The 12,637-nt window shown below is 53.8% G+C and carries 10 protein-coding genes and 1 pseudogene; 6 read left to right on the forward strand and 5 right to left on the reverse strand.

Annotation, left to right across the window (positions count from 1 at the left end):
- Positions 1–70: 70 nt before the first annotated feature.
- From GZ59_RS20880 to GZ59_RS20905, 6 genes and pseudogenes are all read left to right on the forward strand, one after another.
- The gene (locus GZ59_RS20880; RefSeq protein ID WP_011095745.1) at positions 71–1,900 is read left to right on the forward strand and encodes a type VI secretion system Vgr family protein; all 1,830 of its coding nucleotides are present in this window, start codon (positions 71–73) and stop codon (positions 1,898–1,900) included.
- A 28-nt stretch (positions 1,901–1,928) separates the two neighbouring features.
- A complete protein-coding gene (locus GZ59_RS20885) occupies positions 1,929–2,375 on the forward strand; it encodes a DUF1795 domain-containing protein (RefSeq protein ID WP_011095746.1) in 447 nt (148 codons plus the stop codon).
- Entirely contained in the window at positions 2,368–6,657 is a 4,290-nt protein-coding gene (locus tag GZ59_RS20890; RefSeq protein ID WP_039294189.1) for an RHS repeat-associated core domain-containing protein, read from the forward strand. The genes GZ59_RS20885 and GZ59_RS20890 overlap by 8 nt, the downstream gene beginning before the upstream one ends.
- Before the next feature lie 9 nt (positions 6,658–6,666).
- Positions 6,667–7,074, forward strand: a complete 408-nt coding sequence (locus tag GZ59_RS20895) for an NTF2 fold immunity protein (RefSeq protein WP_048018334.1) — start codon at positions 6,667–6,669, stop codon at positions 7,072–7,074.
- A 433-nt stretch (positions 7,075–7,507) separates the two neighbouring features.
- Positions 7,508–8,038 (forward strand): annotated as a pseudogene (locus tag GZ59_RS20900) (AHH domain-containing protein); the annotation flags it as partial.
- Complete coding sequence (locus tag GZ59_RS20905; protein WP_011095758.1) at positions 8,038–8,559, forward strand: hypothetical protein; 522 nt, start codon at positions 8,038–8,040, stop codon at positions 8,557–8,559. The pseudogene GZ59_RS20900 and the gene GZ59_RS20905, both read left to right, overlap by 1 nt.
- 84 nt (positions 8,560–8,643) lie before the next feature.
- Here GZ59_RS20905 and GZ59_RS23165 read toward each other — a convergent pair whose 3' ends face one another.
- The 5 genes from GZ59_RS23165 to GZ59_RS20925 form a co-directional block, all read right to left on the reverse strand.
- Positions 8,644–8,856: a SymE family type I addiction module toxin gene (locus GZ59_RS23165; protein WP_011095759.1), complete on the reverse strand. Its 213-nt coding sequence runs from the start codon at positions 8,854–8,856 to the stop codon at positions 8,644–8,646.
- Between the two features lie 267 nt (positions 8,857–9,123).
- A complete protein-coding gene (locus GZ59_RS20910) occupies positions 9,124–9,867 on the reverse strand; it encodes an ABC transporter ATP-binding protein (protein ID WP_039295318.1) in 744 nt (247 codons plus the stop codon).
- A gap of 17 nt (positions 9,868–9,884) precedes the next feature.
- The gene (locus GZ59_RS20915) at positions 9,885–11,495 is read right to left on the reverse strand and encodes an ABC transporter permease (protein ID WP_039295321.1); all 1,611 of its coding nucleotides are present in this window, start codon (positions 11,493–11,495) and stop codon (positions 9,885–9,887) included.
- 20 nt (positions 11,496–11,515) lie between these two features.
- On the reverse strand, positions 11,516–11,917 hold the full coding sequence (locus tag GZ59_RS20920) for an ExbD/TolR family protein (RefSeq protein ID WP_011095762.1): 402 nt from the start codon (positions 11,915–11,917) through the stop codon (positions 11,516–11,518).
- Position 11,918: 1 nt separating this feature from the next.
- Positions 11,919–12,635 (reverse strand): MotA/TolQ/ExbB proton channel family protein, encoded by a 717-nt coding sequence (locus GZ59_RS20925; RefSeq protein ID WP_039294192.1) that lies wholly within the window; start codon positions 12,633–12,635, stop codon positions 11,919–11,921.
- Positions 12,636–12,637 lie beyond the last annotated feature (2 nt).

A 12,637-nucleotide genomic window follows, 5' to 3' on the forward strand; every position in this document is an offset into this window, starting at 1 on the left:
CTGAGGTCTGACTCCCCCAGACCTGAGCGCAGACAACACGATTTTCATCACGGGAAGCGAGGGAATAAACGTGGCAAACAGTACAGGATTACAGTTCACGGTAAAGGTCGGTGCATTGCCCGCCCCGACGTTTGCGGTGGTGGATTTTCAGCTCAGCGAGGCGCTTAACCGGCCATTTGCCTTGTCGCTGAATCTGGCAAGTGCCTTGCCGGATGTGGATTTCGGTGCGGTGCTCGACCAACCGTGTGAGTTGCTGGTGTGGTACGAAGGCGAACTAAAGCGCCGAGTGAGCGGGATTATCAGCGCCTTTGCGCAGGGGGACACGGGCTTTCGTCGCACGCGCTATCAGATGGAAGTCCGTCCGGCCTTGTGGCGACTGGGATTACGTACCAACGCCCGCATCTTTCAGGCGCAAAAGCCGGAAGCGATTATCGGCACACTGCTGGAAGAAGCAGGGATTACCGACTACGCCTTTGCGCTGCGTCATGAGCACGCGCCCCGGGAATACTGCGTGCAATATCGGGAAAGCGATTTGGCGTTTGTCACCCGACTGGCCGCAGAGGAAGGGTTGTACTTCTTTCACGAGTTTGAAGAAGGCAAACACCGAGTCATCTTTGCCGATGATGCAGGCGCATTGGCAAAAGGCCCAGAGCTGTTCTTCAACCTCGCCAACCAGGGGCTAAGCGAAGGCGACTATGTGCGTCGTTTCCGCTACGCCGAAACAGTCAGCACCGCAGAAGTGGCACTCAAAGACTATAGCTTCAAAACCCCCGCCTACAGCCTGCTGCACAGCAAGATAAGTGGCAAACTGGACCATCAGCGCGAAAGCTACCAGCACTATGACTACCCAGGGCGCTTCAAACAGGACCCGAGCGGCAAGGCGTTTACCGGCTACCGACTGGACGCGTTACGCGCGAATGCCATGGCGGGTTCAGGCGAATCCAATGCCGCGATGCTGATGCCAGGCAACAGCTTTACCCTCACCGAACACCCCAACCCCGTGCTCAATACCGGCTGGCAGTTGGTGGCCATTATCCACAGCGGGCAACAGCCACAAGCGCTGGAAGAAGAAAGCGGCGGCGAACCGACCACCTACAGCAACAGCTTTGAGGTTATCAGTGCCAAAAGCACCTGGCGTGCGGATTTGCCGTACAAACCGATGGTAGACGGCCCGCAGATCGCGACGGTCGTCGGCCCCGCAGGGGAAGAAATCTACTGCGACGAATACGGCAGAATCAAACTGCAATTCCCGTGGGACCGCTACGGCTCCAGTGATGACCAGAGTTCGTGCTGGGTGCGGGTGAGTCAGGGTTGGGCAGGCGGCCAGTACGGCTTGATTGCCATTCCACGCATCGGCCATGAAGTGATTGTCAGCTTCCTCGAAGGCGACCCAGACCAGCCAATTGTCACTGGCAGGACGTTCCATGCCACCAATCCGTCGCCGTACCCGCTGCCCGCCAATAAGACACGCACCTCGCTGCGTACCTCAACGCACAAAGGGGCCGGGTTCAACGAATTGCGCTTTGAAGATCAGGCCGGTCAGGAGGAGGTGTTTATTCATGCCCAGAAGGACATGAACACCGTTGTGTTGAATAACCGCACAACCAGTGTGGCAGCTGACCATACCGAAAGCGTCGGCGGAAATCAGGCAATGTCGGTGGTGAAAGACCAATCTACCGAGATTCAAGGGCATCAGAATATCGCCGTCACCAAAAACCGCAGCACCACCGTGGATGACAACGACTCCCTGCAGGTGAAAAACAACATCGCCATTCAATCACAGGAGGGCGACATCCTAATTGCCACCAAAGGCGGTTTTATTGGTATCAGCGCCGATGGCGTCATCAACATCAAGGGCAGCCACATTGTGGTAAATGGCCAGCAAATCGACCTGAACTGAATAACAAAAACAACAAGGATACGTGAACATGTACCAGATGAACGAAGGCACGCTGGTGGTTCCGGCACAATGGCGTGATGAATCCCTGCACGTTTTTGTGTTGCCTGATGAAACCACCAATCTGGTGGTCAACCGTACGCCCACCGAACCCGGTCAAACACCTGAATCGGTCTACCAAAAAACGCTGGAGCAGTTTTCCGCTCATCTGAATGGCTACAAAGAAGTGCAGGCTTGGGAACTGACGTTGGCAGGCGCCCCCGCACAAGCGCTGGAGTACACCTGGCGGTCACCTGAAGGCCTGATGCACCAGGTGGTCGTGATGCAGGTACGCGGTAGCTTGCTGCTGACCTTCACGATTACCGCAGCCGATGCATTGAGCGATGCCCACAAAGCGGAACTGCTGGCGGTGATTGCAACGTTCAACGCTGCGGAGCCTGCCGCCGCCCCGGAGGGTAAGGCAGGCAGCAATGCGTGATGAAATTCTGGCTCGTATTGCGCGGGTGGGTGCGATGCACGCCGGCAACCGCCCCACGCTGCCGCCCGATTTACCCGCACCCGGCAGTGGTTCTCCCCCCACTTCACCGGACAAGCCCATCAAACACAGCAGCTTTCTGGGGGCGTTGCTCGGTGCCGTTGCCGGGGCCCTAGTGGCGGCAGCAGTTGCCGCGGTCGCGGTCGCGTTGGTCGGGGTGACGGGCGGGCTGGCGATTGCACTGGTAGGCGGATTGGCGGTACTGGGGGCGGGTAGTCTGATATCTGCGGTAAGTGGCCGGGTATCCGCCATGGTAGACAGCGCCTCGCCGCCCGCCGGAGCGGTGGCTGACGGTTCACCTAACGTGTCTGTTGAAGGCAACCCTGTATCCCGGGCGGAAGTCGATGCAGTGGCGTGTACCAAACATAGCGGCCCGCAACTCATTGCACAGGGCAGCGAAACCGTCTTCGTTAACGGTCATCCGGCCGCGCGGATAGGCGATAAAACCGTGTGTGGTGCTACCATCAAGGAAGGAGCATCTACCGTATTCTTTGGCTCCGGACAGGCTACGGTACTGGAGATACAAGATGAGTTCAGCGGTTGGCAGAAAGCGCTGCTGATTGCGGTGGAATTTCTTGTGCCACCGACGCGTGGGTTATTTCGCGGGCTGGGGAAATTATTCTTTCGCGGCCCTAAAGCGGTCATGAAAGGGCTGGGTGCCGGAGCTCTCTGGGCGGGTAAACGCTTTAAGCAAAAGACACGCTGTGCCACCCGCGCATTTAAGGCGAACAAAGGCCGGGCGCGGGTGACCCAAGCGGCCAAAGCCTTCAAGAAAGACCCAGTGTATATCGCCAGCGGCGAGGTGATTGAAAACCGCACTGATATCGAACTGGGGCAGACTCTTCCACTGGTGTTCGAACGCACCTACCGTACCGCCTCTTCACATGTCGGATTATTAGGCCATGGCTGGCAGGATAGCTGGAGCGAAGTCGCTACCGTCAGCCGTGATGACGGCGACACCCATGTAGTCATTACACTGGCACAGGGCTACAACATCGATTTCACCTTCGGGGTGGGCACTACGGTGGTGTACTGCGCCGAATACCCGGAGTTCAAACTAGTTAGGCGGCATAACGGCTTTCACCTGTGGCACCGTGACAGCCAGACCTGGCGTGCGTTTACCGTCAGGCAGGATGACCAGCTATTGTTGTCGGCCATCACTGACAACCATTTCAACCGAATCGATTTTATCCGCGACCCCAAAGGCTACCTGCGCAAGGTGCAGCACAGCGACGGCATCGAGCTGCTGCTGGTATGGCAAGGGGAATTTCTCCGCCAGGTGCAACGTATCGACGGCGGGCAGAAAACCGTGCTGGCCGAATACCGGCAGGATGAACAAGGGAGACTGATCGAGGCCGATGCGGCGCATGCCTATCACCTGTTCTACGAGTACGATAACCACAACCGCTTGGCGCGCTGGCACGACAACGACCAGACCTGGGCACAGTATGAATATGACCATCAGGGGTGCTGCATTTACACCACCTGCGCCGACGGCTACCTGACCGCCAACTTCGAGTATCTGGCAGACCGCGTGGTGATGACAGACGGGCTGGGACAACGCCATGAATATGGCTTTAATGACCTGTACCTGATGACATGGGAGAAATCCCCGCTCGGCCATATCACCCGCTTTGAGTATGACGATGTCGGTAATCTGCTACGGGAAATCTCCCCTGCGGGCCGGATGGTGGAATTTGCCTATCTGGGCGACAGCGGGCTGGTCAGTACCTTCACCGATGGCAGTGGCCATCAATGGCATTACGACTATGACGACAGCGATCGCCTCACCAGTATCACCGACCCTCTCGGGCGCAACTGGGTCTGGCAGTACGACACGAAGGGCAATCCGCAAAGCCTGACCGGGCCGGACAACAGCGAAGTGCATTTTGCGTGGAACCGCTACGGCCTGCTGACCGAAGTCAGTGACCAAGGTGGACAGGTGCAGGCCAGTCTGTTTTACGACCATCGACAGCGCCTGCTCAGTGCCACGGATGCGGAGTCCCGCACTCAACAACTACGCTACGACCAACAGGACAGACTGACCACCTGGACACGCCCGGACGGTTCCACCTATCGCTTGGGTTATCGCCGTGCCAGTTGGAAACTGCCGGAACAACTGCTACGCCCAGACGACAAGCAAGAACAGCGTCAATACGACAAACACAACAACCTACTGAATTACACTGATGGCAACGGCGCGGTTTGGCGGCAAACCTATGGCCCATTCGATCTTCTGACGTCCCGTACCGATGCGGAAGGCCGCACCTGGCGTTACGAGTACGACAAAGAGAGCCAACAACTCGTCGCTGTTATCGCCCCAGATGGGAACCGCTGGCAATGGTGGTTGGATGCCGATGCACGGGTTATCCGCGAGCAGGATATGGCTGGCACCGAAACTCGCTACGGCTATGACGAGGATGGCCACTGCATTAGCATCCACAACGGCGAAGGCGAAACCCGCCACTTCCTGTACGACGGACGCGGGCTACTCATCAAAGAAACCGCACCGGACGATACGCTGCACTACCGCTACGATGGGGCAGGCCGACTTACTGAAGTGACGTCTGCGACCAGCTATATCCAGTTGTCGTATGACGTACGAGACCGAGTGGTGCAGGAACGGAACAGCGGAACAGAAATCCGACGCCACTATCAGGCAGAGTCTGACGCCGTTACCCGCAGCTTGTACTGGGAAGGCGAAGAGAGCAGCGCGGCACTCACCAGCACCTTCCGCTATAGTGCCACGGGTGAACTGCGGCAGGTGCAGTTGCCGGATGACGCAGAGCTAACGTTGGCTCACGACGCCGCAGGACGAGAAGCCGCCCGAAATAGCAACGGCGGCTTTATGCAGCAGCGCGAATACGACGCCATGGGCTGGCTGACGCGCGAGATGAGTGGGCAGCAGCGGGATGGTCGTTTACAGGCCGAACAGAGCCGTGAACATTTGTATGATGGCGCAGGCAACCTAACGGGCACCCGGCACAACCGCGAGGCCGAAGGCTACCGGTTGGATGCCAGCGGACGAGTGCTAACCGTCCTGAGCGGCGGCACAGGCCGTACCGTCAATACCGAAGAAGAATACCGCTACACCCGCACCGGCCTGCCGCAGGACGCCACAAGATTGACCGAGTGGCAAGCGAGCAGGCTTATTCAGCGTGACGATACCCACTATCAGTACGACAAAGCCGGACGGCTGATACGCAAACAGGTGGTACAGCCAGGCTACCGGCCGCAGGTTTGGCACTACCGCTGGGACAGTCGTAACCAGCTCAGAGTGGTGGACACGCCAACGGGTGAGCGCTGGTTCTACCGTTACGACCCATTCGGGCGACGCACCGGCAAACGCTGTGACCAGAAAGCAGAAGACATCCGTTACCTCTGGGACGGCGACCAGATAGCTGAAGTGCGGCATTACCGCGAAAACCAGCTTATCAGCCGCCGCCACTGGGTACACAATGGCTGGGAGTTGCTGGTGCAACAGCGCCAGAATACCGACGGGAATTGGGAGACGGATTTTGTCACCAGCAGCCATAACGGCGAGCCGCAGGCTATCTTTAATCAGGCTGGTGAGCTTCGCTGGCAGGCGCCGCGCACGAACTTATGGGGGCACCGGACTACAGATAATACTGAAAGTCTCGATCCGGGGCTGGCATTTGCTGGGCAATACCGTGACGAAGAAAGTGGCTTATGCTATAACCGATTTCGGTATTATGATCCAAGCGGTGGTTGCTATATCTCACCTGACCCAATAGGGATAGCGGGGGGTGAGAGTAACTATGGTTATGTCCAGAATCCAGTCTGCTGGATCGATCCGTTTGGGTTGGCGAAGTGTCCAACGTTAACTCATGGTGCTAACGGGGAAATATTATCGGCCAAGGCTACCGTATCAAAAGCTGAGCTTAGAACGGGTTCTGCAACGAATCAAAGCTCCAGAGACTACGCTCGTTCATTAGGTGATCAAACCGATGATGCTGGGCATATATTAGGCAACGTTCTTGGTGGGCAAGGCGGTAAAGGTAACGTGTTCCCACAATTACCTGGTATTAACCGTGGGCAATACAGAGATTTCGAGAAAGTTGTCAAAGATTATATAGGTCAGAATGGTTCGGTTGATATCGAGTGGGCCTTTAAATACGGTAATAGCGGAACCCGCCCTACAGAAATCTACTATGACGTCTATCAAAATGGGCAGAAGGTTTTTGGTAGAATATTTAATAACTAAGGTGTCTTTATGGCTGAATTATCTAAAGCAGAAGAGGTTCTAAAAGAATTTATCATCCAAATGAATAAATGGGAGTTGAAATATTACCCATTATTTAGAAATGAAGGAATGACTGTGCATAAAGATGCGGCAAGAAAATATCTTGATGATATATATGATATTTTCTGCACAAAGAAAGAGCGAAAACAAGGCAGACAAATATCACTATCATGTGGTGAACCACCGGAGTACTCACCAGATGAAGAAATATTAAACAGGGAAGTAAATAAAAACAAAGCGATATTTGTAACGCAGCAGTATACCGAAGCTAAAAGTAAATTTCGTTACACCCTTAATATTAAAGATGGCGAATGGCGTATTGATAAAAAAGAACGATTTAGCTCATTTGAAGATAAGTGGACAAAGTACAATTTGTAGTCAGATAAAATACCCAGAAGCGATCCCAACGATCCTTCCGGCTTTATGTTATCTGCTGTTCAGTGGCGGTAATTTACCGCCCGTGCTTAATCTCTTCCAGATTAAGCACGCCCAGAAAACGATTCAGCCACTGCGTGACGGCATACTCATCGAACAGCGCGATACTTAGGGCTTGCAGGTTGCCCCAGAGTTCGCGGATATCCTGCGTGGTGCGAGCCGTCCCACAATAAACCTCGGTTCAGCAACAAAACGAGTAATGGCAGCGGCTGACAGGGAAGTCAGAGCATGGCGGTAGCGTGTCTGGGAGTAAAAGTACGCGCCGGGGTGTTGGGCTACGGGCGCTTTAATGTGCCCGAAAGCACTTCCTTAAAAGGTTGTTTCTTCAATGGCTTAAGTGCGTTAAAAAGTACGACGCGCCTCGGATAATCCCTATGACCAGATAGGGATAGCGGGAGGAGAGAGTAACTATGGTTACGTCCAGAATCCAGTCTGCTGGATCGATCCGTTTGGGTTGGCTGGGTGCTCAGCCACTTTAGGCAAAAATATGATGGAAAAGATGGGACTTCCTCGGTCAACTACCTGGAAAGGGTATCAAGCACATCATGTTATTCCCAAAGAACTGGCAAATCATCCTGCATTGAAAAAAATTAACTATTATATTGATGATGCGTCAAACGGTATATTTTTAAGGACGAAAGATGATGCTATAAGCGCCATGGCAAGACATCAAGGCAACCATAGTGGATATACTGAATCAATTAGGAGTGCTCTTGGTAAAATAGATCTTAATCAATCTGCCAGTTCCATTTCAAAACAAGTTTCAGATATACAGAACATTGCAAGGGGTGGATTAAGAAATGGTATACCAATTAGACCTCTTGACATGGATAAAGCCGGTGGTGCATTAGGCAACTCTAAAGTTAATGCTCTTTGGAATAATGTGTTTGGTAAAGGTGGCTGGTAATGAATGACAAATTTATAGTTGAACCTATAGAGTTTGCATTTACAAAAGGACTCTTCAAGGGATTGTGTGATGTTTCATTTAATGATGTAGTAATCATTAAAAATATTGATGATGCTATCGAGTTTGCTTTCGAACAAAACCTGCCATCCAACTATAAAGTTTGGAATGATATAATTGAGAGTTATCGTGAAGAATTAAGAGAACACACTAACTTTCAGAATGCGTTAGATTTTATAAATAATAAGTTGGAATTTTTTCAGCATCAAAACTCATCCCTTCACCTTGAATACAGAAAGAAAAAAATAAAAAAATCAAATAGTAAGCATGATGACTTTATTTTCTCAGAGTCAAAAGAGGATGCATATTTTGTCTTGTCCACCATAGCAATTAACAGATATCTGAATAACTTTATTGATGATGGTTTTCTTGAGAGATTATTCAGTATTTATAAAAGTGGTGGATGGCCATGTGGTATGAAACGTGATTCTATTATTGTTTTCGATCCAGCAGTACTCATGTAACCGACAAAGTTATTAAAACAAAACCGAAAGCGATCCCAACGATCCTTCCGGCTATTTTTTATCTGCTGTTTATCGTGTGCGGCATCAGAGATTAATCTCCGTCTCAATCACCAGTCTCCTCCGCTCAACGGTAACGGTGATTGGTATCCCGGTCATAAAGCCCGACGATTCCAGCCAGCGGCACTTTAGGTCAATCGCTGGCGGCGGGTTGGGTTTACCGTTTTTCAAGGCATATCCCACCGTGTAGTAACGCGCTATTTTTTGATTTATTTGCCGTGATGTCTGTCTTGTAATCACCTCAGCACAGGTGTGGCACTACCGCTGGGACAGTCGTAACCAGCTCAGAGTGGTGGACACGCCAACGGGTGAGCGCTGGGCAGATGCCCCCGTAAAACGGTCACGTGAAGTGACAGATGTACCGGGAGCAGATTTGAACGATGTTCGCTACTGCCCTTAAATACTCGGCCCTCTCTGGTTACCAAACGCCTGCTGATGACAAAACGGCGACGTCATTAGATGAAGTGATTCCTTAGGACAACTCAATTTTCATTGATATATCAACTATCAAGCCTGATGCAGCGCCTGACTGACAGCTTGCCGTTGCTCCAGTAACGCTGGGCTGGTGCGATCTCGAGGATAAGTCAGATTTACCGGTAGAATTGCACTAATCCGGCCGGGCCGGGGTGACATGACTACCACTCTGTCAGCCAGAAAAACGGCCTCTTCCACATCATGCGTCACCAGCAAGATCGTCAGATCCGTTTGTCGGCGAATATCTGCCAGACGTTCCTGCAACTGCTGTTTGGTCAGCGCATCAAGCGCGCCAAAAGGTTCATCCAGCAAGAGAATACGTGGCGTCGACACCAGCCCACGGGCGATCGCCACACGCTGTGCCATCCCACCCGACAGCTGATGCGGCCATGCATCGGCAAAGCCTTCCAGCCCCATCATCTGGAGATAGTGTGCAATTCGCTGCGCAACTTCCGTAGGGGAAAGATTGAGATTGAGCATACCGAGGCGAATATTGTCCGTCACGGTGAGCCACGGAAACAGACGCGGCTCCTGAAACACCAGACTGACCTCGTCGGGAATGCCGTGAACAGGCCGATCGCCAATCAGAATACGTCCGCGTCGGGTAGTATCAATCCCAGCAGCCAAACGCAGCAGCGTCGATTTACCACAGCCGCTAGCACCGATGACCGCAACCAGCTCGCCAGCATGCAACGACAGGTCGATGTCCTGTAACACCGTCAGCGGTGCGCCGTTGACAGTAAAATACTTGGTAATATGCTGAAAATGCAGGGACATAGATTCTCCGTTATCCGTCATGCAAAGCGCCAGCGGGTCAGCCGCCGTTCAGACAAAGTAATCAACCGGGAAAATAGTGCGGCCACCACCGCAATCAGCACTACACCGGCCATGATGCGATCGGACTCAAGCAGCTGTTGTGCACGAATCATCATGCCACCCAGCCCCTCTCCCGACGGCATGAAATACTCTGCGCCAATCGCCCCCGTCCACGCATGCATCAACGCGAGTCGCAGGCCTGAAAACAGCGGCGGTAACACGCTGGGCAATATCAGCGTGCGGAGCGTCTGCATCGGCGTCAGTCGCAGAACCTGCGCAACCTCTAATAGCGCAGGAGGAAGCTGGGCGATTCCCTGACGGGTTGCCAACATCACAGGAAAGAATGCCGCCACAGCGATAAATACGATTTTGGCGCTCTCCCCTAAACCGAACCAGGCCGTGATCAGCGGCAGCCAGGCGAATAGTGCCACACAGCGCAGTGCGGACAACGCCGGATTAAACAACTTGTCAGCGATGCGCCAGCCGCCGAGCAACGCACCGACCAGCACACCGATTGCGCTTCCCAGCATAAAGCCCTGTAGCGCACGCAGCAGACTGGCATTGAGATCGGCCAGCAGCCCACCCTGAATCAACCCCGACCACAGTGCCTCAATCACATCACTCGGCGCGGGAAGAAAAGCCACGTTCACCCACTCGCGCGTGCTGCTAATCTGCCACAGTGCAATCAACATCAATGGCGCTAGCCAAGGTGTCAGCGACAGACTCGGCAGCGCATAGCTCAGGCTATCTCGCCCCAGCACCGGCGCAGGCCAGTGAATCCAGCGACGCTCCAGCTTCAGCAGCACGCGTTCCCCGGTAAACCCTAGTATTCCAATGATCAAAATGCAGACGAACACCAGATCCAACATGAACAGCTGGCGGCTTTGTACCAACAGATAACCCAGCCCTTCGCTGGAAGCCAACAGCTCAACCGCAATCAACGCCACCCATCCGGTGGAAAACGCCAGCCGAACGCCCGTCATCACATAAGGCAACATGGCAGGCAGAATCAGGTAACGCAGGAAGGCGACGGGCGGTAAACGCAGGCTACGCACCATTTCATGCAGCTTTTGTGGCGTCTGTTGAATACCGGCGCAGGTGTAAAGCGTCACTGGCACCGTTACCGATTTCACCAACACCACCAGCTTCAGCGCTTCCCCGATCCCCAGTGACAGCATCAAAAGCGGGATCCAAGCTAACGTAGGAATCTGCGCGATGACGGTAAATAGCGGCATAAACAGCGCATTCAAGCGTCTGTTCAGACCAAATAGACTGCCCAAAACCAGACCCAGCGCAATGCCGCCACTAAAACCAATCACAAGCCGCATCAGGCTGATGGGTAACTGGTGAATTAGCTCTTCGGGGATAAAAGCCCGTGCGCTGCCAATCACCGTCAGCGGCGAAGGCAGGATCTGTTCAGACATCCACCCGTATCGACTGGCAAGCCACCAACTGGCAAGTACCAGCAGCGGCACGACGAGCGATACGATCAGTGAAATGACCAGCGCAGAATATCCCGCCGACAGCGTGGCTGCGCTCAGATAAGTATCAGGGGCGGAGCGTATCCGCAGAGGATATTTGGGCATCATGATCGTCAGTATCCACAGCATTATTTTTGCGTCAGCAGGGATAGGCGGGTAATCCCTGCCTGCTCGACATCGGCCAGCAGCGCGGCGACATCACCGTAATTTGCCTCTTTATCCGCCTGCACCTGCACCACCAAATCTGCATTACCCGCTTTCGCCTGCTGCAAGCGCGGCACCAGTTGTTCCCGCGCCAGGTTTTCTTTATTGATGAAGACACGCCGCTCACTATCAATGCTAATAACAACCGGATCGGTGCGATCGACCGGGGACACCGCCGCCGTTTTTGGTAGCTGAATAGGAATGGCATTGGTCAGCATCGGCGCGGTCACGATAAACACCACCAGCAATACCAGCATGACATCCACGAGCGGCGTGATATTCATTTCACTCATCACGTCGTCGTCATTACGCGAGGTAAACGCCATCTCAGACCACCTCTCTCAGGTTCTTCACGGAGAAAGCGGCAGACGATGGCTCCACACTGGTATGAAGTGCGCTGACATGAAAATCGTGCGCCTGCATCACGCTGTAGACATCATGAGCGAAGTCATCCATATCCGCGACGGCCAGCTTGAGACGACGCAAAAAGTAGTTGTAGATCAGCACTGCAGGAACCGCGACAGCGATCCCGACGCCGGTAGCTATCAGCGCATTACCAATCGGCCCTGCGACAGTGTCGAGACTGGCAGAACCAGAAAGCCCGATCTCCTGCAACGCTGCCATAATGCCCCAAACAGTACCAAACAGGCCGATAAACGGCGACGTACTGCCAATGCTGGCCAACACCGCCAGTCCGCCTTCCAGCGAACGACGTTCGCGTTGAATCTGCTGTTGCAGCGCGCGCTCAACCCGATCGGGCAGATGAATATTAAGAGCAAGCTGCCCGCTAATCCGCTCCGGCGCTTTGACCGCAGCCAGCGCCAGATTGGCGAGTGAACCGGGCTGCTTTGCGCTGGTTTCTGGCGTCTGGCTGACGTCATCTTGCTGCCAGAAAGCCGCGCGAAAGTGTCGATCGCGCCGCTGCGCACGCCCATATTGGACGAGCTTCAGTAGCCCCAGCCCCCAAGTGACGAGAGAAAACAGCAACAGCAACAGAATCACAGCGCCTTCCGCAGAAAAGAGTTCAATGTGTCCAAGCGTCATAA

Origin of the sequence: Pectobacterium atrosepticum (assembly GCF_000740965.1) — a bacterium.
GTDB lineage: Bacteria > Pseudomonadota > Gammaproteobacteria > Enterobacterales > Enterobacteriaceae > Pectobacterium > Pectobacterium atrosepticum.

Coding starts and splice junctions, on each gene's coding strand:
- GZ59_RS20925 (WP_039294192.1), bottom strand. CDS start 12,635: ATGACGCTTGGACACATTGAACTCTTTTCTGCGGAAGGCGCTGTGATT.
- GZ59_RS20890 (WP_039294189.1), top strand. CDS start 2,368: ATGCGTGATGAAATTCTGGCTCGTATTGCGCGGGTGGGTGCGATGCAC.
- GZ59_RS20915 (WP_039295321.1), bottom strand. CDS start 11,495: ATGATGCCCAAATATCCTCTGCGGATACGCTCCGCCCCTGATACTTAT.
- GZ59_RS20885 (WP_011095746.1), top strand. CDS start 1,929: ATGTACCAGATGAACGAAGGCACGCTGGTGGTTCCGGCACAATGGCGT.
- GZ59_RS20895 (WP_048018334.1), top strand. CDS start 6,667: ATGGCTGAATTATCTAAAGCAGAAGAGGTTCTAAAAGAATTTATCATC.
- GZ59_RS20910 (WP_039295318.1), bottom strand. CDS start 9,867: ATGTCCCTGCATTTTCAGCATATTACCAAGTATTTTACTGTCAACGGC.
- GZ59_RS20905 (WP_011095758.1), top strand. CDS start 8,038: ATGAATGACAAATTTATAGTTGAACCTATAGAGTTTGCATTTACAAAA.
- GZ59_RS20920 (WP_011095762.1), bottom strand. CDS start 11,917: ATGGCGTTTACCTCGCGTAATGACGACGACGTGATGAGTGAAATGAAT.